The 23,869-nt window shown below is 67.4% G+C and carries 18 protein-coding genes; 9 read left to right on the top strand and 9 right to left on the bottom strand.

Features of this window, described 5'->3' with window-relative positions; all coding sequences use genetic code 11:
* Positions 1-10 precede the first annotated feature (10 nt).
* Positions 11-1,432, top strand: coding sequence for a sigma 54-interacting transcriptional regulator (locus tag ACGLHS_RS10950; RefSeq protein WP_394479509.1), 1,422 nt, complete (start codon positions 11-13; stop codon positions 1,430-1,432).
* Between the two features lie 144 nt (positions 1,433-1,576).
* Here ACGLHS_RS10950 and ACGLHS_RS10955 read toward each other — a convergent pair whose 3' ends face one another.
* The 7 genes from ACGLHS_RS10955 to ACGLHS_RS10985 all read right to left on the bottom strand — a co-directional run bounded on the left by ACGLHS_RS10955 (position 1,577) and on the right by ACGLHS_RS10985 (position 15,273).
* Positions 1,577-3,151 (bottom strand): TolC family protein, encoded by a 1,575-nt coding sequence (locus ACGLHS_RS10955; protein ID WP_093246722.1) that lies wholly within the window; start codon positions 3,149-3,151, stop codon positions 1,577-1,579.
* Positions 3,148-4,464, bottom strand: coding sequence for an HlyD family type I secretion periplasmic adaptor subunit (locus ACGLHS_RS10960; RefSeq protein ID WP_093246721.1), 1,317 nt, complete (start codon positions 4,462-4,464; stop codon positions 3,148-3,150). Before ACGLHS_RS10960 ends, ACGLHS_RS10955 begins: the two co-directional genes overlap by 4 nt.
* Before the next feature lie 154 nt (positions 4,465-4,618).
* Entirely contained in the window at positions 4,619-6,439 is a 1,821-nt protein-coding gene (locus ACGLHS_RS10965) for a peptidase domain-containing ABC transporter (RefSeq protein WP_093246720.1), read from the bottom strand.
* A 91-nt stretch (positions 6,440-6,530) separates the two neighbouring features.
* Positions 6,531-6,821, bottom strand: coding sequence for a hypothetical protein (locus ACGLHS_RS10970; RefSeq protein WP_093246795.1), 291 nt, complete (start codon positions 6,819-6,821; stop codon positions 6,531-6,533).
* Positions 6,822-6,823: 2 nt separating this feature from the next.
* Positions 6,824-9,913, bottom strand: a complete 3,090-nt coding sequence (locus tag ACGLHS_RS10975) for a glutamate ligase domain-containing protein (protein WP_394479513.1) — start codon at positions 9,911-9,913, stop codon at positions 6,824-6,826.
* A 106-nt stretch (positions 9,914-10,019) separates the two neighbouring features.
* Complete coding sequence (gene pal, locus ACGLHS_RS10980; protein ID WP_394479515.1) at positions 10,020-10,523, bottom strand: peptidoglycan-associated lipoprotein Pal; 504 nt, start codon at positions 10,521-10,523, stop codon at positions 10,020-10,022.
* Between the two features lie 85 nt (positions 10,524-10,608).
* Entirely contained in the window at positions 10,609-15,273 is a 4,665-nt protein-coding gene (locus ACGLHS_RS10985; RefSeq protein WP_394479517.1) for a hypothetical protein, read from the bottom strand.
* 289 nt (positions 15,274-15,562) lie between these two features.
* Here ACGLHS_RS10985 and ACGLHS_RS10990 point away from each other — a divergent pair, with 289 nt between their 5' ends.
* Positions 15,563-15,997, top strand: a complete 435-nt coding sequence (locus tag ACGLHS_RS10990; protein ID WP_007838777.1) for a DUF1841 family protein — start codon at positions 15,563-15,565, stop codon at positions 15,995-15,997.
* Here ACGLHS_RS10990 and ACGLHS_RS10995 read toward each other — a convergent pair.
* Positions 15,994-16,992, bottom strand: coding sequence for a LysR substrate-binding domain-containing protein (locus tag ACGLHS_RS10995; protein WP_394479520.1), 999 nt, complete (start codon positions 16,990-16,992; stop codon positions 15,994-15,996). The genes ACGLHS_RS10990 and ACGLHS_RS10995 overlap by 4 nt on opposite strands.
* A gap of 104 nt (positions 16,993-17,096) precedes the next feature.
* Here ACGLHS_RS10995 and pcaH point away from each other — a divergent pair, with 104 nt between their 5' ends.
* From pcaH to ACGLHS_RS11010, 3 genes are all read left to right on the top strand, one after another.
* The gene (gene pcaH / locus ACGLHS_RS11000) at positions 17,097-17,831 is read left to right on the top strand and encodes a protocatechuate 3,4-dioxygenase subunit beta (RefSeq protein ID WP_394479522.1); all 735 of its coding nucleotides are present in this window, start codon (positions 17,097-17,099) and stop codon (positions 17,829-17,831) included.
* Positions 17,832-17,850: 19 nt separating this feature from the next.
* Entirely contained in the window at positions 17,851-18,459 is a 609-nt protein-coding gene (gene pcaG, locus ACGLHS_RS11005) for a protocatechuate 3,4-dioxygenase subunit alpha (RefSeq protein WP_394479524.1), read from the top strand.
* A 130-nt stretch (positions 18,460-18,589) separates the two neighbouring features.
* On the top strand, positions 18,590-19,960 hold the full coding sequence (locus ACGLHS_RS11010) for an MFS transporter (RefSeq protein ID WP_394479526.1): 1,371 nt from the start codon (positions 18,590-18,592) through the stop codon (positions 19,958-19,960).
* Between the two features lie 91 nt (positions 19,961-20,051).
* Here ACGLHS_RS11010 and ACGLHS_RS11015 read toward each other — a convergent pair whose 3' ends face one another.
* Entirely contained in the window at positions 20,052-20,744 is a 693-nt protein-coding gene (locus ACGLHS_RS11015) for a cytochrome c (RefSeq protein WP_093246712.1), read from the bottom strand.
* A 152-nt stretch (positions 20,745-20,896) separates the two neighbouring features.
* On the opposite strand from ACGLHS_RS11015, the gene ACGLHS_RS11020 reads away from it, so the two are divergent.
* The 4 genes from ACGLHS_RS11020 to ACGLHS_RS11035 are packed head-to-tail and all read left to right on the top strand — an operon-like array spanning position 20,897 to position 23,837.
* Complete coding sequence (locus ACGLHS_RS11020; protein WP_093246711.1) at positions 20,897-21,751, top strand: MoxR family ATPase; 855 nt, start codon at positions 20,897-20,899, stop codon at positions 21,749-21,751.
* A 4-nt stretch (positions 21,752-21,755) separates the two neighbouring features.
* Positions 21,756-22,001: a hypothetical protein gene (locus ACGLHS_RS11025; protein WP_093246710.1), complete on the top strand. Its 246-nt coding sequence runs from the start codon at positions 21,756-21,758 to the stop codon at positions 21,999-22,001.
* A gap of 37 nt (positions 22,002-22,038) precedes the next feature.
* Positions 22,039-22,626: a GNAT family N-acetyltransferase gene (locus tag ACGLHS_RS11030; protein ID WP_394479529.1), complete on the top strand. Its 588-nt coding sequence runs from the start codon at positions 22,039-22,041 to the stop codon at positions 22,624-22,626.
* 23 nt (positions 22,627-22,649) lie between these two features.
* Positions 22,650-23,837, top strand: a complete 1,188-nt coding sequence (locus tag ACGLHS_RS11035; RefSeq protein ID WP_394479531.1) for a VWA domain-containing protein — start codon at positions 22,650-22,652, stop codon at positions 23,835-23,837.
* The last annotated feature ends 32 nt before the right edge of the window (positions 23,838-23,869 follow it).

Below are 23,869 nucleotides of genomic sequence, written 5' to 3' on the forward strand. Positions count from 1 at the left end.
AGCCTCCTCGATGAATCCCGCCTCCAACTTCGACGAACTCGACCTCTTTGTCTGGGAAGGCAAAGCCGACATCCTCGACCGCATCGCGCGGTGCATGGCGAGCTTCGACGTGGAAGTGATCCGGGCCGATGGCCTGCCGCCTCCGCAGTCGGACCGCGGTGCTGTGCTGCGTCCTTCCGTCGCGATCATCAGCGTCACCGTCATCGACAGTGGCGGCCTGGCACACGCCACCGAGCTGCTGCAGGGCATGCCGGTGATCTGGGTTGCCGCGGGTTCGCGCGAGCGCGATTCGCGCACGTATCCGCCCGAGTACCTGCACGTGCTGCCCTACGACTTCACCTGCGCAGAGTTGCGCACGATGGTCGCGAAGCTGGTGCGGCAGCTGCGTGCGCGCGATGTGGCGCCGCAGGCGCCCGATGTGCTGGTGGCGCATTCGGAAGCGATGAAGGCGCTGCTGGCCGAGGTGGGCGCATTCGCCGACTGCAACCACAGCGTGCTGGTGCGCGGCGAGACGGGTGTCGGCAAGGAGCGCATCGCGCAGCAGCTGCACCTGGGGCACCAGACGTACGGCAAAGGCGCCTTCGTGGCGGTGAACTGCGGTGCGATTCCCGACGGATTGTTCGAGTCGCTGTTCTTCGGCCACACCAAGGGTTCGTTCACGGGCGCGGTGCATGCGCATCGCGGCTACTTCGAGCAGGCCACGGGCGGCACGCTGTTCCTCGACGAAATCGGCGACCTGCCGCGCTACCAGCAGGTGAAGCTGCTGCGGGTGCTCGAAGACAACACGGTCACGCGGCTGGGCGCAACGTCGCCGGTGCGGGTCGACTTCCGCCTGGTGGCGGCGACCAACCGCAACCTGCGCGAGATGGTGGCAAGCGGCGAGTTTCGCGCCGACCTGTTCTACCGGCTCGCGGTGATCGAGCTGCACGTGCCCAGTCTCGAAGAACGTGGCGAGGTCGACAAGATCGCGATCTTCAAGGCGCTGTTGAGCAATGTGCTGGGCGACGAGCTGGAAGCACTCGGCGAAACGCCGCACTGGCTGAGCGATGCGGTGGCCGAAACCTATTTCCCCGGCAACGTGCGGCAGTTGCGCAACCTCGCGGAGCGCGTGGGCGTGATCGCGCGGCAGTTGCACGGCTGGGACCAGAACCTGATCCAGCGCGCGATCGCGCTCACGCGCGGCACGCCGGCGCCGGCGATGTCGGCCGACCGCAATGGCGGAAACGGCGGAGGCGTGGCGCTCGACAGCAATGGCGACCGCAAGGGCTGGAACAGCAGCGAGCGCAACCGAATCATCGCGGCGCTGGAGATCAACGACTGGAAGCGCCAGGACACGGCGCAGCACCTGGGCATCAGCCGCAAGGTGCTGTGGGAAAAGATGCGCAAGTACCAGATCCTCGATGGCGAGCCCGGCATTCCAGAAGATGCCTGAATAAGGCTCGCCCCCAGGCTTCGCGCACTTCGTGTCGCTGCTCCTCCCCCCCACCGGGGGCAACACCTGAGGCCCGGCGAAGCCGGTTCCTCGGTGTTTCCCGAACTCACGGGGCTTTGCTTCGCTCGCCCCTCTTTTTCTTCTTCAGGGAGTTGAGAGTCGGGGGGCTTTGCGCAGCGATGGGTTGGCGCCTGCCGCACCTGCAGTGCGCTCCACGACCGGTTCGCTCGCGCAAGCTGTATTGCTCGAAATGCACAGCGCGCCGAGCAAGCCGTCTTCAGTCAGCACGGGGCGGCCGGGTGCGCCGAAGAGGCTGTCGATCCACGTGTTGGGCATGGTGGGGTCGATGCGCAGTTCGCCTGTGGTGCGCGCAAGGCGCAGTTCGGAAATGCGCAGGTCGAACACGCCGTCGATGTAGTCGAACAGCAGCGTGTAGTAGTCGAGCTGTGCATCGAGCACCTTGGGCAAGGTCTCGCGGCCGAACTCCATCAGGCGGCGGCGGCCGCGGAAGGCCTGGCCGGAGGTGCTGACGGCTTCCATCAGTTGCTTTTCGCGCTCGCGTCCCGAGACGGTGCGGGCCCATGACGCGGAGGTGAGCTCGAACAGGTTGAGCCGCACGCCTTCGAGCTTGGCTTCCTGGTTGGCGACTTCGGCGAGCGCCGACTTCAGGCGCAGTTGCCGGTCGAAGCCGTTGCCGAAGTTCCAGTTGAGTTCCAGGCCCGCGCGTGTCGGGTTCTGCGTCACGTCGTTCGGGTCCTTGGTCTTGACGACGACGGCATCGATCGTCGGGTAGAGGCTCGCGTCCTGCTGGTCGGCCAGCGCCTTGGCGCGGTCGATGCGCCCCTGGGCTTCGGCGATCTCGGTGCTTCGCGCCTCGGCACGGCGCAGCGCCTCTTCCTGCGAGCCGATGCGCCATTGCAGCGGCGCGGCAAGCACGGGCAGCGAATCGGTGTTGGGCGAGAACTTGAAGTAGTTGCGAAACTTGGCAAGCGCTTCGTCGCGCTGGGCTTCGAAGTCGGATTCGCGCGCGGCCACCAGAGCCCGGCGCGACGCCGCCATGTTGAGGTCGTTGTCGCCGGTGACGCCGAGCGCCACGCGGCGGGCCTCGGCCTTCGAGAGTTCGGCCACCACTTCGGTGGCCCGGTGCGCGATCTGCTTCTTGAGGTCGAAGCGCTGCACCTGCAGGTAGGCGGTGAGCGCGTCCAGCACCACCTTCTGCGAGGTGGTGACGACGGCCTCATCGTCGGCCAGGTTGGCCGCCTCGGCGGCGCGTTGCGCGGCGCTCATCGCACCGCCGTCGAGCAGGCTCATGCGCACCTGGGCGCTGAGCACCGTGTAGTTCTGCGTCTTGGCCTTGGCCACGCCGCTGTTGTAGCTGCCGGACGATGTGCTGAAGTTCAGGCGTGGATAGCGCGCCTGCTTGGCGGCATCCACGCCGTAGCTGCTGGTGTTGGCGGCGGCCTGGGCCGTCTGCACCTCGGGGTACTCCTGCGACAGCGCGATCAGGGCCTGCTTGACCTGCTGCGTGTAGTTCGCGGCACCGAGCGACGGCGCGGAAAGCCGGCGTGCAAGCAACAACCCCGGGATCGCTTCCTGCCCCTCGGGTTGCGGCGCCTCCTGCGCAAGGGCCACCGGCGGCAGCGTGAAGCTCACGCACAGCGCTGCGCAGACAACACCGGGGCCCATGCGGCGCCGGCCAGCCGAAGTTCTGTCCATCATGGTTCGCGGAAGGCTTCGCGCCGCAGCTTGAGCACAGGTCGGAGGATGTACCAGATGAACGGGTCGGTGCCGACACGCAGGTCCACTTCGGACTCCATGCCGGCGGTGATGCGGTTCTCGTCGCGCCCCACGTGCGACTGCGACATGCTGATGAGCAGCCGGTAGTACGGCGCGCCGTTGGAGATGGCCGGATCGCGGTCGGCATCGGCCGCGACCAGCTTCACCTTGCCGTCGACGGCGCCGTAGCGCAGGTAGTCGTACGCGGTGATCTTCACGCGCGCGGTCTGTCCCACTTCGATGAAGCCGCGGTCGTTGGGGTTGAGCCGCGCCTCGACCATGATCTCGTCCTGGTCGGGCACGATTTCCATGATGGCTTCGCCGGGCTTCACGACCCAGCCGGGACTGGAGTTGCGTAGGCCCTTCACGATGCCTTCCGATGGCGCCTTGACCACCGTGCGCGAGCGCTGCGTGCGGGCGCGCGCGAGGTCTTCGCTCAGGCTCGCGAACTGGCGCTCGACGGTGGCCAGCTCGTCCGATGCGCGGCGGCGAAAGCTTCCTTCGGCCTGGGCCATCTTGGCCTGCGCCTCGGTGATGGCGGCATCGGCGGAGATCACGCCCTGGCGCGCCACCGCGAGTTCGCTGCGCACGCTTTCGGCCTGCCGGCGCTTTTCGAGCACCTCGACCTGCCCGACCAGTTTCTCACTGAGCAATTGCTCGGAAATCTCGAGCTCTTTCTGCATCAGCTCGAGCCGATCGCTCAGGCCTTTGACCTTGGCCTGCTGCTCCAGCTTCTTGCTGCGCGCCTGCTCCAGGCCCGACACGGCGCCGGCCATCACGCCGCGCTGTTCGAGCGCGCGCGCCTGGTAGGCGCCGGTCTCGCCCTCGAACACGCCTTCATCGATGTCGGCCGCAAAGGATTCGCGCTTGAGCGGCTGGCCACGGCTCTCGGCCATGAGCCGCACGCGGGTGGCCTGCGTGGCCGCATAGCGGGCCGTCAGTTCTTCGAGGTTGAGGCCGCTGCCGCCCAGGTCGATCTCGACGAGCGACTGGCCCTGCTTGACCTTGTCGCCTTCCTTCACCAGCACGGCGCTGACGATGCCGCCTTCCAGATGCTGGATGGACTTCACGCGGTCGGAGGGGATCACGCGGCCGGGTGCCACGACGACGGTTTCCATCGGAAAGCCCAGGCCGATCAGTGCCAGCACCGCGACGGCACCGCCGATGATCCACTGTCGCCGTCGCCCTTCCGGCGAAGTCTGTGCGGCCCGCCTGTCGTTCTCGTCCTGCAATACCTGCGGCAGATCAGATTTCAAGATGGGCTCTCCCCCAGGCTTCGCGCACTTCGTGTCGCTTCTCCAACCCCCTCACCGGGGGCAACGCCAGCGGCCCGGCAAAGCCGGTTCCGCGACGTTCCTCGACTTGACACCTTCGATTGCGTGATTCGTGAATAGCTCATCAGTTCGGTTCTTAGGCCATGGAGCGGGAGGCCTCGGCCCCCGCGCCGTTGTCTTCCGCGTTGCCGACGGCCACCAGCGGCGTCCTGACGCCGAACAGCTTCGGCACCATCACCGCGGCGGTGCCCTGCTCGACGTTGCCCTGCCCGGTCACGTGGTAGACCACGCTGGCCGCCGAGACGATGCGCAGCGAATGCGTGACCACCACCACGGTGCGCACCTTGGCGACCGCGAGCATGGTGGCGAGCAGGTTGCGCTCGCTCTGGAAATCGAGGTCGTTGCTGGGCTCGTCGAGCACCAGCACCGAGGGCTTGCGCAGGAAGCTCATGGCCAGCGCGAGCTTGCGTCGCTCGCCCACCGAGAAACCCGTGCCGCCTTCGCCGACCACGGTGCGGTAGCCATCGGGCAGGCGCGAGATGAAGTCGTGCGCGCCCGAGAGCCTGCAGGCCGCGACGATCTGCTCGTCGCTCTGGCCCGGGGCGCCGCGCCGCATCACGTCGACCAGCGCACCGCCGAACCAGTAGACCTCTTGCGACAGGTAGCTGATCCAGCGCGAGAGTTCCTCGCGGCCGAATTGCGAGAGGTCGTATTCGCCGATGTTGACGGTGCCGCGCGTGGGCGTGTACAGGCCCGAGATGAGCTTGACCAGCGTGGACTTGCCCGCGCCGTTGCGCCCGACGATCACATGCAGGCCGCCGGGGCCGATGTCGAGGTCGACGTTTTCCAGCACCGGCTTCTGCGCGGATTCGGTGAAGCTGAAGCTCACGTCCTTCAGCGTGACGCGGCCCAGCGGCTGCGGCAGCGTCATGCCAGTGGACGGCTTTTCGACCGGTTCGCGCAGCACGGTTTCGAGCCGCTTGGCCGCTTCCTTCGCGGTGGCCAGCGAGCGCCAGTTCGACACCAGCCCGGCCACCGGCTGCAGCGCCTTCAGCGCGAGCATGTTCGAGGCGACGAGGCCGCCCACCGTCATCCATTGCTCCATCACCGAGATGGCGCCGACGGTGACGACGATGACCGAGAACACGGTGAGCAGCACCGTGGTGCCGTCGCGCGCGGTTTCGATCTGGCCGTTCTTGGTGAAGCTTTCGGTGAGCCAGGCGTTGTAGGTCTGGCGCCACATCTCGATGGTGGGGCCGTCGTTGGCCTGCGTCTTCAGCGTCTCGCGCGCATGGCAGATCTCGGAGGTGATGCGGTCCAGCCCGCGGCCGCGCTGCACTTCCTCCACGCGCCCCGCGCGCACTTCATCGGCCCACCACCATGCAAGAAAAGACATGATCGCGAGAAAGAGCGCCACCACCGGCAGCACGGGCAACGCGACGATGCCGATGACCACGAGCGCGAAGACCGCCATCGGCAGATCGAAGACCGATTGCGCGAGCCCGCCGGTGACGGTGCCGCGCACCGAACCCACGTCGCGAAAGTACAGCTGCCACGACGACGCGGGCCGCGCTTCGAGCGCGCGCAGCGGGCGCGCCAGCATCGAGTTGAGCAAGGCCCCCGACACACCGTGGTCGATGATCGCGCCCGCATTGCGCAAGAGGCGCGAGCGCCGCGTGCGCAGCCAGAACTCGATGCAGAGAAAGAAGAAGATGCCGCTTACGAGTGCGGCGAGCGTCGATGTGCCGCTGCGCGACAGCACGCGGTCATACACCTGCAGCAGAAAGATGGAAGGCAGCAGCCCGAACAGGCTGATGGGCAGCGAGCGCCACGCCGCACCCTTGACCAGCGGATAGGCCTCGCGGAAGGCTTCATGCATCGCCCCCGCAAAAGGACTGGCACCCGGCTCGTCTGTCGTGTCGGCAACCAACTGACTGGGCAAGAGGAACTTGATCATGGAGAAAAGCCGATCCGTCGTGCAATGACGCCTGTGTCATTATCAACTGTTACCCGGCTGTTACAAGGCAAAAATTCACTCTCCGTGCAGGTCAGCACGGAAGCATTCGCCTCTTCATCGGATCGGCTTGCGCGTCATGAATCGAAGCCCCCGTGCCGGACCGCGTGGCCGTTCCTTCGACCATGCAGCCGACCGGTTTTCCCACGGTCATTTCCTTTGCCTCTTGGGGCAAACCCTGTGCGAGTACCAATGCGATGTTGGCGCACAGCAGCATGCACAGCACCCACGCGCACAGCAGCTGAAGCCAGCCCAGCCACCAGCGTCGTTGCGGCGGCGGTGCCTCGCGTTCGAAGGGCGAGTGCAGGAGGGCGTTCCATCTCATGGTCATGGCAGTGCTTTCAAAACCCGGGCCAGCCGGGACAGGCCGACGCCCGCCGAGCTTTTTGCCAGCACCCAGTCACCTGGTTGCAGCAATCCGCCCAGCGCGGTCGACAGGTCCGACACATCGACGAACCAATGCGAGCGAACCTTTGTACGAATGCGCGCATGCAAGGCGCGCATCAGCGGACCGCACAACAGCACGCGGTCCGGTTGAGAGGCCAGCAGCTCCGCCTCGAGATCGAGGTGGTGCCGCTGGGCGGCGGGCCCCAGTTCCTGCATATCGCCAAGAATGGCGACGCGCCGCGCGGGTTCGCAGGGGGCCTGTGACAGCAATTCGAGCGCCGCCCGCATCGAGCTGGGGTTGGCGTCATAGGTTTCATCGATCAGCTTGAAGCTTCCGCCGCCGATGTGAATCGTGTGCAGCGCACCGCGGCCGCCTGGCGGCTCGAAGTGCGCGAAGGGTTCGACCGCCGCGGCCAGCGGCAGGCGCAACGCCTGCAGCGCCGCGAGCGCGGCGATGGCGCTCGCGCCCATGTGGCGGCCCGGTGCATTCAGGCGCAGCTGGAAGGGCTCGCCCGCCACCATCGCCTGCACCTCGCCGTGGTCGAAGGCGAGCAGGCGCACGTCGGCGTCCTTGTGCTCGCCGCAGGTCACGATCTGCAGTTGCTGCGCCATCGCGGCTTCGGCGAAGGTCGCGAACTCGGGCATGTCGCGGTTCAGCACCACGCTGTCGCCGGGTGCCATGCCCTGGAACATGCGGCTGTCGAGTCGCGCGGCGGCTTCCGAAGGGCCACGGTGTTTCTGCGATGCGGCCGAGAGCCCCGTCACCACCACCAGCGAAGGCCGCACGAGCTGCGCCGAGGCCGGCATGTGCGAGCTGCCCATCTCCATCACCCAGTAAGCCGCATGGCGCGGCATGCAGGTCATGTTCCAGGCGATGCCCGAAGGCAGGCTGATGTTGCCTTCGGGCTGGCCGACCTCGCCCCACACGGTCAGCGCCCCGGCCAGCATCGCGGCCACGGTGCTGCTGCCCGCGCCGCTGCCGAGCACGCCGCACACGCGGCCCGTGAACTCGGTGCGCGCATGGTCGCCCAGTTGCAGCACGGCCTGCAGCACGTTCTGCACCTTGAGCACGGGCACGCGCTTGTCCAGGTGCGGCTTGGGGTCGGTGCACAGCACGGCGGCGGCTGGCTGCAGCACGCCCTTGAGCGTGACGGCCGCGAGCGGCGTCTTCGACGGCCGCGTCTGGTGATCGAACACGACGCGGCCCTTGCGCATGAAAGAGCGCTGCGTCACGCCGCTGGCGCGCCAGCCGTCTTCGGGCTTGACGACCCATTCGCCGCCGGTCACGCGGGCCATTTCGCTCGCGGTCCACGCGGGGCCATCGTCCCTTGGCGCGGTGCCGCCCGAGCCGCCACCGGCAGCGGACAGGGCACGGCGTTCCAGCAGGTAGCGGTGGTACGCGGCAAAGCCCGACACGTACTGCTCGACGTCGTCGATGCGCACGCGGAACGAGTGATGCCGGATGAAGAACGAACCGACGACGGTCGAAGGCCGCCGGAAGTACATCGCCATCTCGGGCCAGAAGAAGCCGTTGAGCAGGTAGTGCGCGCGGTAGTCGAGCGCGCGATAGAACTTCTCGGTGTCCAGCTCGTCGAGCAGGTGCCGCATCGCGGGCATGCCTTCGAGCCGCTGCAGCATCTGCTGCGCGGCCAGCATGAGTTCGAGCAGCGTCGGAAAGGTGGTCTTGCGGTCGAGCACGAAGTCCAGATAGCCCGCCACGTTCTGCAGCCCGAAGCGAAAGTACTTCTCTTGCGGGCTCCAATGCGTGAGCTCGTTCACGCAGCAGCTCAGCCAGTGGTCGTGTGCCTGCCAGTGCTGGCTGGCGATGAAGTGGTCGAAGGCTTTCTCGACCACGGCCAGCCACTGCGGATCGCGCGTCAGGCCATACAGGCGCATGAGGCCGTAGGCCGCTTCGCCGTCGTAATAGATGATGCGCGAGGCCTGCTTGAGCGTGAGGTCGGTCGCATGCAGCACGTGGTTGAAGCGGCCGCTGGCCGGGTCTTGCAGCGACACGATGCCCAGCGCGAGCTTCTCCAGCAGCGGCAGCCAGCGGCGCGTGTCCATCAGCTCGCAGTACTTCACCAGCGCGAGCACGCAGGCCGCGTTGCCGCCGAGCTTGATCTCGCCGCCCGTGTCGACCAGGAACGCGACCTCGCGCCCGTCGGGCAGCGTGTAGTCGCGGATCAGCCAGGTGGTGAGGTGGTCGAGCGCGCGGTCGATGGCCGAGCGCAGGGTTTCGTCGCGCGTGAGCTCCCACGCTTCGAGCATGGCGTAGACCGCGCTCGCATGGCGCATCGCGTCGTAGGTCGGAATGCGGCGATCGAAGCACGGGAAGTAGCCGTAGACGAAGAGCCCGTCGGCCTGCACCTGCCGCGCCAGATACGACGAGCCGCTGCGCACCAGCTCCAGCACCGACTGCGGGTTCAGCGCCGGCATCTGCCGGCGGCCCGCATCGAGCCCCGTGCCGACGAGCTTGTGCACCACGCCGTCAGGCTGGCAGAACACGCCCACCATGGCCAGCAGGTACACCGGCTGGTCGGTCGGCATGTCCAGCGATGGCGTGCGTTCGAAGCGGGCCTGCGCGTAGACCTCGAAGTTGCGCTGGTTCACCACCGAATGCGCGATGGTCGAGTCGCCGCACAGCATCGCGTTGGCGTTCAGCTCCTGCTCGGTGAAGGCGATCTCGAAGTCCTGGTCGAAGGCCAGGCCGAGGCGGAAGTAGTTGCGCTTGACGGCCGTGAGCTGGGTCTTGAACTGCACCCAGTCCATCGGGCTCGCGCCCTCGACCCAGTCGATGCGCAGCCACGGCGAGACGATGCCGCGCTCGCGCACCCAGCGCTCGACGATGCCGGCGCCTTCGCGCCATGCCGTCTCGAAGTCGGCGGCCCGCGCATGCACGACGTGCGCGCGCTGCGAACCATCGCTGACCGAGAAGAACAGCGTGAAGGCCGGATAGGGGGCAGGCAACGCCGCGCACACCGACACCAGGCGTTCGTGGCAGGCGTGGAGTTGGTCTGGGAAGGACATCATTCGGCCCCGATCGAATGCGGGAGACCGGTCGCGTCCGTCATCAGCTTTCGCCTCGATGTGAACGTTGACCGGAGACTGCCGTCGAAGTCATCGCGGTGATCCGGCTTCAGCGGTAGCTGAATTCGGCTCGGCGATTGAGCTGATAGCCCTCCTCTGTGGTTTCGAGAGACGCGGGCTTCTCCGTGCCCCAGCTGATGGCTTCGATGCGTTCGGCCGGCACGCCCAGTTGCGTGAGCGCGCGTTGCACGGCGTCGGCGCGGCGCTGGCCCAGTGCCAGGTTGTATTCGCGGCCGCCGCGCTGGTCGGTGTTGCCTTCGATCACGACCCGGCTCGACGGCCGGTTGCGCATGAAGCTCGCATGGGCCTCGACGATGTTGCGGTCACCGGGCCGGATGTTGTATTTGTCGAAGTCGAAGTAGACGATCTTCGACACGCCCGCCGGGCCGTTCTGCACCGGCGGCGGCGGTGGCGGTTCCACCTTCGCCACGGCGCTCGCGCCCTTGTTCGAGTAGTAGTAGGTCGCATCGTCGCGGCCGGTCTTGGGTGGGACGCAGGCCGCAAGGCTTGCGCTGAGCGCGACGAGGGCGAGTATCCGGAAATTCTTTTTCATATCGATCCTTTCGAGGGACAGGCCGGTGATGGCCTGTCCCTGGTGCTGCAGCAGCTCCCTCACCCTCTCCTTGCGTTGTTCTTGTTCAACCCAGCAGGCCGTGCAGGATGTTCGTCACGGGAGACAGCGCGGTACCGGCGGGCGAGTGCTCGACCAGGCTGGTGATCGGGGTCAGCACGTCGTTCACCAGCGGGGTGACCGCATGCTCGACACCGTTCACCACGCTGCTGACCGCATCGGTCACCGGTGCCGTGGCGTGGCCCGCGCCGGCCAGGATGTCGGTCACCGGCGCCGTGGCGCTCGATGCCGCGCTGGTCACGGTGGAGACCACCGGGGCCACCGCGCTCGTCGCGTGGCTCACCACGTCGGTCACCGGCTGCAGGATGTTGGCGGCCGGGCCGCTGCCACCCAGCAGGCCGCCGAGCAGGCCACCCACCAGACCGTCGTTGCCGAGCAGACCGCCGACCAGGCCGTGATCGCCCAGCACGCCGTTGAGGATGCCGCCAGCGGTGCCACCCGTGGTGCCGCCAGTCACGCCGCCAAGCAGGCCGCCCACGAGGCCGTCGCTGCCGAGGAGGCCGCCGACCAGGCCGTGGTCACCCAGCACGCCGTCGAGGATGCCGCCGGTGGTACCACCCGTGGTACCGCCAGTCACGCCGCCGAGCAGGCCACCAACGAGGCCATCGCTGCCGAGCAGGCCGCCGACCAGACCATGGTCGCCGAGCACGCCATTGAGGATGCCGCCGGCGGTACCGCCTGTGGTGCCACCGGTCACGCCGCCGAGCAAGCCGCCGACGAGACCATCGCTGCCGAGCAAGCCACCGACCAGACCGTGATCGCCCAGCACGCCGTCGAGCAGACCACCCGTGGTGCCGCCGGTCACGCCGCCGAGCAGGCCACCCACGAGGCCATCGCTACCAAGCAGGCCGCCGACCAGACCATGGTCGCCCAGCACGCCGTCGAGGATGCCGCCGGTGGTGCCGCCAGTCACGCCGCCGAGCAAGCCACCCACGAGGCCGTCGCTGCCGAGCAGGCCGCCGACCAGACCGTGGTCGCCCAGCACGCCGTCGAGGATGCCGCCGGTGGTGCCGCCAGTCACGCCGCCGAGCAGACCGCCAACCAGGCCGTGCTCACCGAGCACGCCATCCAGCAGGCCACCAGTGGTGCCACCAGTCACGCCGCCGAGCAAGCCGCCAACCAGACCGTGCTCGCCGAGCACGCCATCCAGCAGGCCACCAGTGGTGCCACCAGTCACACCGCCGAGCAAGCCGCCAACCAGACCGTGCTCGCCGAGTACGCCATCCAGCAGGCCGCCAGTGGTGCCGCCGGTCACGCCGCCAAGCAAGCCGCCAACGAGGCCGTGTTCGCCGAGCACGCCATCCAGCAGACCGCCAGTGGTGCCGCCAGTCACGCCGCCAAGCAAGCCACCCACGAGGCCGTCGCTACCAAGCAGGCCGCCAACCAGGCCATGGTCACCCAGCACGCCGTCGAGCAGACCACCGGTGGTGCCACCCGTCACGCCGCCGAGCAGACCGCCAACCAGGCCGTGCTCACCGAGCACGCCATCGAGCAGGCCGCCGGTGGTGCCACCGGTCACACCGCCGAGCACGCCACCAAGCAGACCATGCTCGCCCAGCACACCGTCGAGCAGGCCACCCGTGGTGCCACCAGTCACGCCGCCGAGCAAGCCACCCACGAGGCCGTCGCTACCGAGCAGGCCGCCGACCAGACCGTGATCGCCCAGCACGCCATCGAGCAGGCCACCCGTGGTGCCACCAGTCACGCCGCCAAGCAAACCACCCACGAGGCCGTCGCTGCCGAGCAGGCCACCGACCAGGCCGTGATCGCCCAGCACGCCGTCGAGCAGGCCGCCAGAGGTACCGCCACCCAGCACACCGCCGAGCGCGCCACCCAGCAGGCCGCCGTTCAACACGTGCGCCACGCCGTCGGTGAGGAAGTCGACTTGCGTGTCGACTGCGTTCAGCAGGGCGTGCGTCGTGCCGGTGCCGAGCAGTTGATCGGTCAGCGGGCTCAGCAGGCCGCTCACGCCGTCCGTCACGTTCTTCACCACGCTGTCGACCGGGTCGAGGATGTTGGGGCTGTTCGGCGTGAAGGTGGTGCCGAGGATCGGGCCCAGCAGGCCGTCGACCGTGTGGGTCACGCTGTCGGTAAGGCCGACCACCGGGGTCAGCACGTTGCCCAGGCCGAGGCCTCCGAGCACACCGTGGTTCAGGCCGTTGGCCACGCCGCTGACGATGCTGTCGACCGGGTCGAGCAGCGCCGTGCCGGGTGCGCCCGTGCCCCCGCCGCCGATGCCGCCCAGCACACCGCCGAGCACGCCACCCAGGAGGCCGTCGTTGCCCAGGAGGCCGCCGACCAGGCCATGGTCGCCCAGCAGGCCGCCCACGACGCCGTTCGGTCCGAGCAGGCCGCCGCCGATGCCGGTCACGCCGCCCAGCAGGCCGTCGCTGCCCAGGAGGCCGCCGACGAGGCCATGGTCGCCGAGCAGGCCACCCACCAGGCCGTCGCTGCCGAGCAGGCCGCCGACCAGACCGTGGTCACCCAGCAGGCCACCGACCAGGCCATCGTTGCCCAGCAGACCACCCACCAGACCGTCGTTGCCCAGCACACCGCCGAGCAGGCCGTCGCCACCCAGCAGGCCGCCGACGATGCCGTTGTCGCCCAGCAGACCGCCAAGCAGGCCGTCGTTGCTGACCAGGCCGCCCAGCAGGCCGTGGTCACCCAGCAGGCCGCCAACCAGGCCGTCGTTGCCGAGCAGGCCACCCAGCGTGCCGCCCACCAGGCCGCCGACCAGACCGTGATCGCCGAGCAGGCCGCCCAGCGGGCTGTCGGTGATCAGGCCTGAGACCACGCCGTGCTCGCCGAGCAGGCTGTCGACCAGGCCACCGTGGCCCAGCAGTCCGTCGGTGAGGCCGCCGACGCCGAGCAGGTCCGACAGGCCGCCGTTGAAGCCGAGCAGACCACCGACCACGCCGTCGTCGCCAAGCAGGCCACCGAGGGCGCTGCCTTCGCCGAGCAGGCCACCGAGCAGGCCGTGTTCACCCAGGAGGCCGCCGGTCAGGCCGCCCACCGCGCCATTGCTGCCGAGCAGGCCACCGATCAGGCCGTCATGGCCGAGCACGTTGCCCAGCAGGCCGCCGACCGCGCCGTCTTCGCCCAGCAGGCCACCCACGAGGCCATCGCTGCCGAGCAGGCCGCCGACCAGACCGTGGTCGCTCAGCAGGCCGCTCACAAGGCTGTTCGGGCCGAGCACGGTGCCCAGCACGTTGCCGACCACGCCGTGGGTGCCCAGGAGCTGGTCGGTGACGCCACCGAGGCCGAGCGCACCGGTCACGCCGCTCAGGATGCCGTGGTCGCCGATCAGGTTCTGCAGGCCGTTGTGCACCGCGTCGGTCAGGTAGTCGACCTGGCCCACCACCGTGCCGAGGATCGCGTTGGTGGCGCCGGCGCCCAACAGGCCGTCGAGCGCGGGGCTCAGCGAGCCGCCCAGCAGGTGGGCCACCTGGCCGACGGTGTTGTCGACCGGATCGAACTCGTTCGGGTTGTTCGGCGTGAAGGTGGCGCCGAGCAGCGGGGCCAGCACGTTGTCGACCACGCCGGTGACACCGTCGACCACATGGGTGACCGGGGTGAGCGCGGTACCGAGTCCGAGTGCGCCGCTCAGGCCATCGACCACGTGATGGACGAGGCTGTCGCCCGGATCGAGGAGGTGGTCGCCATCCGCGTCGGAGTCCGCATCGGCGTCTGCGTCAGAGTCGGCATCAGCATCGGCGTCTGCGTCTGAATCGGCGTCGGCGTCGGCATCGGCATCGGCATCGGCATCGGCATCGGCATCTGCATCTGCATCTGCATCTGCATCTGCATCTGCATCTGCATCTGCATCTGCATCGGCATCTGCGTCCGCATCGGCATCAGCGTCCGCATCCGCGTCAGCGTCGGCATCTGCATCTGCATCTGCATCCGCATCAGCATCAGCGTCGGCGTCGGCGTCGGCGTCGGCGTCGGCGTCCGCATCAGCATCAGCATCAGCATCAGCATCTCCATCAGCATCCGCGTCCGCATCGGCGTCAGCATCGGCATCCGCATCGGAGCCATTGGGGTTGGTCGGTGTCGTGGGGTTACCCGAGGACACGAGGAGGGGAATGCCGGTATCGCCGCCACCGCCACCACCGCTGAGCGCCGCGCCCAGTGCCGCGGCACCCAGCGCGCCCAGTGCGAATTCACCCAGGCCGATGCCGCTGCCGGCTGCGAGCTTCTTGGTCACGGCCAAGGCGGCTGCGTCGGCATCGCTGTCGGGCGGGGTCACTTGCAGGTCGCCCGAGGCGACATCCACATTCACTTGTTCGAGGCCGCCCGGCAGCTTGGTCGAGCCGATGGTCGCATCGGTGCCGCCGGTGAAGACGCCGGCCAGCGGCGCCTTGTTGGTGGCCGAGCCGGGGAAGAGCACGTTGGCGTGGCCGTCCTGCGGAACGATCACGCGGTCACCGGCAACCAGCGTCTGATTGCCATCGACGGGAATGCGGACACCGTCGCGCATCACCGCGACGCCGGGCGTCGCATTCGATAATGTGCCGATGCTGGCGGGGCCAGCTGCGGCAGCGGGTGCCGCCGAACTCATCGCGGCGGGAGCGCCGAGCGGAGTGACGGTGGCCTGGGCGATGACCACTGGAGCAGCGCCGGCGGCGGCAAGTCCTTCGGTCGAATTGGTCGATGCTTGTTGAGCGGTCATGGCAGCCTCTGTGACAAAAGATGCCTCTACAGGGGCAACTTGCGTGCCGCTTTTTCCGCGCTCCGTGCCAGATGGGTTGCAGGCCGTGCAACCTGTTGATTCGTATGAATATTTTTCTCAAAATCGACTTACCGACGGCGTGTAGAAACAGCTCGTAAGAAGGTCATTTCGCGATTCGTTACGTTACGAGGTAACGCGATGTACCCGGAACGCCGGGCACATCCAGCCACTCAAGAAGCGGCCTTTTCTCCTCATCTTTCCCACCTCTTTTTCTGTCCTCTATCTATATATGTTCAATCCCTCCCAGGAAGACGTGCGCCGCTTCTTCTGCGACGTGTACGCCAAGCACCGGCAGGGCCTGCCGATGGAAGCGCTCGAAACCATTGCCGCCGGCTGGATCGACGAACATCCCGAATACCACGAGGACCTGGCCGATGCGGATGCTGCGGTCGCGCGGGTCTATGACGGATCGAACGGCCGCGAGAACCCGTTCCTGCATCTGTCGATGCACCTGTCGATCAGCGAGCAATGCTCGATCGACCAGCCGCGCGGCATCCGCCAGGCGGTCGAATTGCTGGCCGCGCGCCGCGGCTCGCTGCTGCATGCGCATCACGAGGCGATGGATTGCCTGGGCCAGATGATGTGGGAGAGCCAGCGCGCGGGCCGCCCGCCGGACGGCGAAGGCTATGTGGCCTGCGTGCAGCGCCGGGCAACCAAAGACTAAGGGCTGCGCCGGGCTTTTCTTTTTGGCGGCAGCGCGCCCTGCTGCTTCGCGGCTTCGCGCAACAGCGCGGCCATGGCGCCGCGCAGCGCCGACGGCTCGGCATCGCTGCGCTGCAGCAGGCCGACCGGCTCTTCGGTGCCGGCCGTGTCGATGCGCAGCCGCACCAGCCGGCCGTCCGACAGCTCGCCGCGCGCGGCACCGAGCGGCGTGATCCACACCGCATCGGACACCGCCACCAACGCGCGCGCCACGGCCACGTCGAGTGTCTGCAGCGCGTTGGTCGGCAACACGAGGCCGCGCGCCGACAGAAAGCTTTCGGTGTTGTGGCGCGGAATCGTGCCCTCGCCGTACACCACGAGCGGGTAGGCCAGCACCGCCTGCACCGTCGCCGCCTTCAGCGCGGCCAGCGCGAGCGGGTGGCCGGCACGCACGGCAAACACCAGCGGCTCGGTGTGCAGCAACTCGAAGCTCAGGCCGCCCATCAGGCGCGGATCGCTCATGCGGCCCACCACGAGGTCGAGCTCGCCGGCGCGCAGCTCGTCGAGCAGCACGGCGTTGGCGGCGCTCTTGACCGTGATCTGCACGGACGGCCAGCCGTCGCGCAGCCGCGCCAGTGCCGCCGGCAGCAGGGCCGGCGCGACGCTCGGCAGCGCCCCGATGCGCAGGCGCTCGACGCGCTCACCCGACGCCGGCGCCACCGCCTGCGCGCTGGCATCGAGCGCCTCGAGCACGCGCAGCGCGTGCGTGAGCAACTGCTCGCCGGCGGGTGTCAGCCCCTGTACGCCACGGCGGCCGGCCTTGCTGCGTTCGACCAGGCGCGTGCCCACGATCGACTCCAGCTCCGAGAGCGTCTTCGACACCGCGGGCTGGCTCAACGCCAGCCGCCCGGCCGCGCGCGCCAGGTGGCGCTCCTGCGCCACGGCGACGAGGCAGCGCAGATGGCGCAACTGCACGTTGCGCAAGAAATCCTGGCGAAGTTCGGTAGGGTTTTTCAATGCCTGCTGGTTATTGAAACTGGATCAATCTTCAATTTACATCATCGAATGGCACTTCTAAAGTCTGGGCTTCCGGATTCGTCCCACGACAGGAGACAACGCACATGTTGACCAAGACCAAGGCCCCGCAGGGCCCGCACGCCACCCTCACCCCGCGCGACTGGGAAGCCCACCCCAGCTACGTCTACCCGGGCTACAAGTCCACCGCCAAGCGCGGCCCGCTGAAGCCGCTGATTCCGCTGAAGGCCTCGCTGGGCGAGCTGCAGCAGCCGGTGTACGGCCACGACAGCATCGGCGAGTTCGACCACGACCTCACGCGCAACGCGCGCAAGAACGGCGAGCCGCTGGGCGAACGCATGATCCTTACCGGCCAGGTGCTCGACGAGCACCGCCGCCCGGTGGCCAACACGCTGGTCGAGCTGTGGCAGGCCAACGCCTCGGGCCGCTACGTGCACAAGGTCGACCAGCACGACGCGCCGCTCGACCCCAACTTCCTCGGCGCGGGCCGCTGCCTGACCGACAGCGAAGGCCGCTACCGCTTCCTCACGATCAAGCCGGGCGCCTACCCCTGGGGCAACCACCCGAACGCATGGCGTCCGCAGCACATCCACCTGTCGCTGTTCGGCCAGAGCTTTGCCAGCCGCCTCGTCACGCAGATGTACTTCCCCGGCGACCCGCTGCTGCAGTACGACCCGATGGTCACCGGCACGCCCGAGCGCTATCGCAACCGGCTGGTTGCCGACTTCAGCCTCGACATCACCGAAGAAGGCTACGCACTGGGCTACCAGTTCGACATGGTGCTGCGCGGCGCCGATGAAACGCCGTTCGAGAACCGCTGAACCGAAGGAGACACACACCATGTTGATGAGCGCACAGGAAGCCGACTTCGGCCAGACCCCTTCCCAGACCGTGGGCCCCTACTTCGCCTATGGCCTCACCGCCACGCAGTACGGCTACGACTTCAACCAGCCCTTCGATGCCGTCGTGGCGCTGGACAACGCCACCGGTGAACGCATCCGCCTCGAAGGCCGCGTGATCGACGGCGACGGCAACCCGATCAACGACGCACTGGTCGAGATCAGCCAACCCGATGGCGAAGGCCGCTATCCGCAAACGCCCGACGAGGCACGCGCCATGGGCTTCCGGGCCTTCGGCCGCGTCGGCACCGGCACCGCCGAGGGCAACCGCTTCGTGTTCCACACCGTGAAGCCCGGCGCCGAAGCACCCGGCGAGGCACCGCACATCAACGTGATCGTGTTGATGCGCGGCATGCTGCTGCATGCGTTCACGCGCGTGTACTTCAGCGACGAGGCCGAGGCCAACGCGAAGGATGCGGTGCTCGGCAGCGTGCCCGCGGACCGCCGCCACACGCTGATCGCAGAGCGCGTGGAACACGGCGGCGCGGTGACCTACCGCTTCGACATCCGCATGCAAGGTGCGGACGAGACGGCCTTCTTCGACATCTGACCGCCATGTAGAGCGGCCCGATCGCCGGACTCTTTTTTCTTTCTCTTTCCGCGAAGCGCGGCAGCCAGGGGCTGCCGCGCTTTTTCTTCATCGCGCCACTCAAAAAACCATTCCTACATCGGAGCAACGCATGCAACAGACAACCGGCTCGCTGGATGTCCAGGCCTTCCTGGACCGGCACCCCTTCTCGGCTTTCCAGTGGCGCATCTTCGCGCTGACATTTCTCGTGGTGCTGCTGGACGGGTTCGACACCTCGGCCATCGGCTACATCGCGCCGTCGCTGGCCGGCGAATGGGGCGCCAGCAAGATGGCGCTCGCGCCGGTGCTGAGCGCGGCGCTGTTCGGCCTTGCGTTCGGCGCGCTGGCGGCCGGTCCGCTGGCCGACCGGCTGGGCCGCAAGCGCGTGCTGGTGGGTGCGGTGCTGGTGTTCGGCCTGGGCTGCCTGGCCTCGGCGTTCTCGGGCAGCCTGTCGGAGCTGGTGGGCCTGCGCTTCGTGACCGGCCTTGGCCTGGGCGCGGCCATGCCCAATGCGGTGACGCTGACCAGCGAGTACTGCCCCGAGCATCGCCGCGCGACCATCACCAACACCATGTTCTGCGGTTTCCCGCTGGGCGCGGCCTGCGGCGGCTTCCTGGCGGCATGGATGATCCCGCACCTGGGCTGGCGCAGCGTGCTGGTGCTGGGCGGCGTCGCCCCGCTGGTGCTGGTGGCGCTCATGCTGTGGCTGCTGCCCGAGTCGGTGCGCTACATGGTCGCGAAGAAATTCAGCCCCGAGCGCATCCGCGCGGTGCTGGTCCGCATCGCCGACGGCGCGTCGCGGGCCACCACGTTCACCATGAGCGAGAAGAACCCGCAAGGCCCCGCGCCAGAGGCCACCAGTGGCATCGGCGTGGTGCTGTCGCCCGCGTACATCGTGGGCTCGGTGATGCTGTGGATCGCCTACTTCATGGGGCTGGTGATCTTCTACGCCATGATCAACTGGATGCCGATCCTGTTCCGCGAGGCCAACGTGCCACCGCAGACGGCCACGGTCATCTCGGCCCTGTTCTCGCTGGGCGGCGTGGGCGCCATCGCCTTCGGCTGGCTCATGGACCGCTACAACGCCAACAAGATCATCGCGACCGGTTATGCGCTGACCGCCGTCACCGTGTACTTCATCGGCCAGTCGCTGGGCAACGTGGGCGCGCTGGTGGTCACGGTGTTCCTGGGTGGAACGCTGATGAACACGGCCCAGTCGTCGATGCCCGCGCTGGCCGCGGCCTTCTACCCGACCCAGGGGCGCGCGACCGGCATCGCCTGGATGCTCGGCCTGGGCCGCTTCGGCGGCATCGCGGGCTCTTACCTCGTTGCCGAACTGGCGACGCGGCATCTGGGCTTCGGCCAGATCTTCGCGGTGCTGGCGGTGCCGGCGCTCATTGCGGCGGTGGCGCTGGTGGTCAAGCAGATGGTGCATCCGCACAGCGGACAGGCCGTGGTCCGCGGTGGAGTGACGGGCCACTGAGGCCGACCAGTCAGTCGGTCGGTCGATCGGTTGCGCCAAAGAAAAAGCCCGCATGCGCGGGCTTTTTTTCTAAGGGTATGCAGGGCTTGCTTTATTCAGCGCCGTGGTGAATACGGGACTCCGGCACCGTCTTCAGTTCGCCGGGCAGCGAGCTGATGTAGGTGGCGAGCGTCTTCAGTTCTGCGTTGGTGAACTTCTTCGGCTCGACCTGCTGGCCCATCACCGCGTTCGAGCGGCCCAGGTGCGGGTTGTTCTTGACGCGGTACGACTTGAGCGCGACGAAGAGGTAGTCGGCATGCTGGCCGGCCAGCTTGGGCACGGTGCCGTCGTTCGGCGTGTTGAAATTGGCGCCGTGGCACTTGGTGCAGCTGTTGTCCTTGTCCTTCGTGACCAGGGCCAGGATGTTGTCGGGCGTGGCCTGGGCGAGGGCGGCCGGCGGTGCGTCGCCTTCCTTCAGGCCGAGCTGGCTGTAGTAGGCGGCGAGATCGGCGATGTCCTGCTCGGTGAGCGTGTCGGCGATGGCGCGCATGGTGGGGTGCTTGCGGTCACCGCCCTTGTAGGCCGTGAGGGCCGACGTGATGTACGCCGCGCTCTGCCCCGCGATCTTGGGCACCTTGTGGATCTCTGGGAAGCTGGCCTGGTAGCCGATGATGCCGTGGCAGCCCACGCACATCGCAACCTTCTTGGCGCCGTCCTGGGCCTTGCCAGTGACTTGCTGGGCCTGTGCCGAGAGCGTCACGCAAGCGACAGCAAGGGCAAACATCGTGGTCAACAACTTGTTCATTTTGCGCGCACAATCTCGTGGAGAGTACAGTTTTTCGAATCAACATTCGATTATATGCAGGGGTCTTCCAGATCCCTGTGCAGGCCAACCCTGAGGCTGCACAACGCGTGTCGAGTGTGTTCTTTTCTCCACCCCCAGCCTCCGTCTCATTCATGAAATTCCAGGGCTCAGACAACTACGTCGCCACACAGGACCTGATGCTCGCGGTCAATGCCGCGATCACCCTCAAGCGCCCGCTGCTCGTCAAGGGCGAGCCCGGCACCGGCAAGACCATGCTGGCCGAGGAAGTGGCGCAATCGCTCGGGCTGCCGCTGCTGCAGTGGCACATCAAGTCGACCACCAAGGCGCAGCAGGGCCTGTATGAATACGACGCCGTGAGCCGCCTGCGCGACTCGCAGCTCAAGGACCTGGACGGCGGCGAGCGCGTCAGCGACATCAACAACTACATCGTCAAGGGCGTGCTCTGGCAGGCCTTCACGGCCGACCAGCCGGTGGCGCTGCTGATCGACGAGATCGACAAGGCCGACATCGAATTCCCGAACGACCTGCTGCGCGAAATCGACCGCATGGAGTTCTACTGCTACGAGACGCGCGAGCTCATCCGCGCCAAGCACCGGCCGGTGGTGTTCATCACCTCCAACAATGAGAAGGAACTGCCCGACGCATTCCTTCGCCGCTGCTTCTTCCACTACATCAAGTTCCCCGATGCCGAGACGATGAAGCACATCGTCGCCGTGCACTTCCCCGGCCTCAAGCAGGAGCTGCTCACGGCCGCGATGAAGACCTTCTACGACGTGCGCAATCTGCCGGGCCTGAAGAAGAAGCCCTCGACCTCCGAGCTGCTCGACTGGCTCAAGCTGCTGGTGGCCGAAGACATTCCGCTCGAAGCGCTGCAGAGCAAGGACGACAAGGTCGCCGTGCCGCCGCTGGTGGGCGCGCTCCTGAAGAACGAACAAGACGTGACGCTCTTTGAGAAGCTCGTCTTCATGCAACGCAACAACCGCTGAGCCCATGAGCCGGCAACCCCACTCCACCAAGCAGCTCATGAAGCTGGGCATTGCCCAGGCCGTCCTGTTCGTGGTGGGCGCGATGCTCGGCCGCGGGCTCGGGCTGCTGCTGGGCCTCGACGCGTTCGGCGGCAGCGAATACGGCAAGCGCGAGATCTTCGGCATCGCGCTGGTCGGCCTGGGTGGTGGCGCCGGAGCACAGGCGGCGCGCGCCTGGTACGTGCACAAGTACGGCGACCCGCGCGGCTGAAGCCCGCACCACAAGCTCGAAGAGAGTCGGAGAAAAAATGGCGTTCGTCGAACCCGTCACGCTGAAGGCCCGCGACATCGCGCTGGTGCCGCTGTCGCTCGACCATGAAGAAGGCCTGCGCGCCGCGGCCGCCGATGGCGAGCTGTGGAAGCTGCGCGTCACCTCGGTGCCCGAGCCCGAGAACACCCGCGCCTACATCGAGACTGCGCAGAAGACCGCCGACCGCTTCGCCTTCGCCGTCACCAACGCAGCCACGGGCACCGTGCTCGGCAGCACCAGCTTCCACGACATCCTGCCGGCCGTGAAGCGCGTGGAGATCGGCTACACGTGGTACGCCGCGCACTGCCATCGCACGCACGTCAACACCACCTGCAAGCTGCTGATGCTCAGCCACGCCTTCGACACGCTCGGCTGCAACGTGGTGGGCTGGCGCACCGACAACTTCAACTTCACCTCGCAGCGCGCCATCGAGCGCCTGGGCGCCAAGAAAGACGGCGTGATCCGCGGGAACGTCATGCGCCGCGACGGCACCATCCGCGACACCGTCATGTACAGCCTGCGCGCGGGCGAATGGCCCGAAGTGAAGGCACAGCTGCTGTACCTGCTCGACAAGCCGCGCGGCTGACGCAAACACAAGGAGCGCAACGCATGCTCATCGACTTCTTCTACACCCTGCGTTCGGCCAAGCTGCCGGTGTCGGTCAAGGAATACCTCACGCTGCTCGAAGCCCTGCAGGCCGACGTGGTGGGCCCCAACTCCGACGGCGCCTACGGCATCGACGACTTCTACTACCTCTCGCGCACCGCGCTGGTGAAGGACGAGAAGCACTACGACAAGTTCGACCGTGCCTTCGCCGCCTACTTCAAGGGCGTCGAGATGCTCACCGACTTCACGAAAGAAGTGCCGCTCGACTGGCTCAAGAAGACGCTCGAGCGCGAATTCACCGCCGAAGAAAAAGCCAAGATCGAGAAGATGGGCTGGGACGAGCTCATGGAAACGCTCAAGAAGCGCTTCGAGGAGCAGAAGGAACGCCACGAGGGCGGCAGCAAGTGGATCGGCACCGGCGGCACCTCGCCGTTCGGCAACGGCGGCTACAACCCGCAGGGCATCCGCATCGGCGGCGCGGGCAAGAACAAGAGCGCCGTGAAGGTGTGGGACCAGCGCGCCTACAAGGACTACGACGACACCCAGGAGCTGGGCACGCGCAACATCAAGGTCGCGCTGCGCCGGCTGCGCAAGTTCGCGCGCGAAGGCCACGACGAAGAGCTGGACCTGGACGACACCATCCACTCGACCGCGGCCAACGCCGGCTACCTCGACATCAAGATGCGGCCCGAGCGCCACAACAACGTCAAGGTGCTGCTGCTGATGGACGTGGGCGGCACGATGGACGAGCACATCCAGCGCGTCGAAGAACTGTTCTCGGCCGTGAAGACCGAATTCAAGCACCTGGAGTTCTTCTACTTCCACAATTGCGTGTACGACTTCATGTGGAAGAACAACAAGCGCCGCTTCTCCGAGAAGTTCGCGACCTGGGACATCCTGCGCAAGTACAACAAGGACTACAAGCTCATCTTCGTCGGCGACGCGACCATGAGCCCCTACGAGATCCTGCAGCCCGGTGGCAGCGTCGAGTACAACAACGAAGAGGCCGGCGCCGAGTGGATCCAGCGGCTCACGCACACCTTCCCCAAGTTCGCGTGGATCAACCCCGAGCCCCAGGGCGTGTGGCAATACCGCCAGAGCATCGCGGTGATGCAGCAGCTGATGTCCAACCGCATGTACCCCCTGACCTTGCGGGGTCTTGAAGAAGCGATGCGCATGCTGTCCAAGTAGGACGGGGGCGAAGCCGGCGATGCGGCCCGGGC

The organism is Variovorax sp. VaC1 (assembly GCF_043658315.1).
Taxonomy (GTDB): Bacteria; Pseudomonadota; Gammaproteobacteria; order Burkholderiales; family Burkholderiaceae_C; genus Variovorax.

Excerpts from the sequence above, each read along its gene's own strand:
- ACGLHS_RS10950 (WP_394479509.1), top strand. The coding sequence starts at position 11 with ATGAATCCCGCCTCCAACTTCGACGAACTCGACCTCTTTGTCTGGGAA.
- ACGLHS_RS10955 (WP_093246722.1), bottom strand. The coding sequence starts at position 3,151 with ATGATGGACAGAACTTCGGCTGGCCGGCGCCGCATGGGCCCCGGTGTT.
- ACGLHS_RS10965 (WP_093246720.1), bottom strand. The coding sequence starts at position 6,439 with ATGATCAAGTTCCTCTTGCCCAGTCAGTTGGTTGCCGACACGACAGAC.
- ACGLHS_RS10970 (WP_093246795.1), bottom strand. The coding sequence starts at position 6,821 with ATGAGATGGAACGCCCTCCTGCACTCGCCCTTCGAACGCGAGGCACCG.
- ACGLHS_RS10975 (WP_394479513.1), bottom strand. The coding sequence starts at position 9,913 with ATGATGTCCTTCCCAGACCAACTCCACGCCTGCCACGAACGCCTGGTG.
- pal (WP_394479515.1), bottom strand. The coding sequence starts at position 10,523 with ATGAAAAAGAATTTCCGGATACTCGCCCTCGTCGCGCTCAGCGCAAGC.
- ACGLHS_RS10985 (WP_394479517.1), bottom strand. The coding sequence starts at position 15,273 with ATGACCGCTCAACAAGCATCGACCAATTCGACCGAAGGACTTGCCGCC.
- ACGLHS_RS10990 (WP_007838777.1), top strand. The coding sequence starts at position 15,563 with ATGTTCAATCCCTCCCAGGAAGACGTGCGCCGCTTCTTCTGCGACGTG.
- pcaH (WP_394479522.1), top strand. The coding sequence starts at position 17,097 with ATGTTGACCAAGACCAAGGCCCCGCAGGGCCCGCACGCCACCCTCACC.
- pcaG (WP_394479524.1), top strand. The coding sequence starts at position 17,851 with ATGTTGATGAGCGCACAGGAAGCCGACTTCGGCCAGACCCCTTCCCAG.
- ACGLHS_RS11010 (WP_394479526.1), top strand. The coding sequence starts at position 18,590 with ATGCAACAGACAACCGGCTCGCTGGATGTCCAGGCCTTCCTGGACCGG.
- ACGLHS_RS11015 (WP_093246712.1), bottom strand. The coding sequence starts at position 20,744 with ATGAACAAGTTGTTGACCACGATGTTTGCCCTTGCTGTCGCTTGCGTG.
- ACGLHS_RS11020 (WP_093246711.1), top strand. The coding sequence starts at position 20,897 with ATGAAATTCCAGGGCTCAGACAACTACGTCGCCACACAGGACCTGATG.
- ACGLHS_RS11025 (WP_093246710.1), top strand. The coding sequence starts at position 21,756 with ATGAGCCGGCAACCCCACTCCACCAAGCAGCTCATGAAGCTGGGCATT.
- ACGLHS_RS11030 (WP_394479529.1), top strand. The coding sequence starts at position 22,039 with ATGGCGTTCGTCGAACCCGTCACGCTGAAGGCCCGCGACATCGCGCTG.
- ACGLHS_RS11035 (WP_394479531.1), top strand. The coding sequence starts at position 22,650 with ATGCTCATCGACTTCTTCTACACCCTGCGTTCGGCCAAGCTGCCGGTG.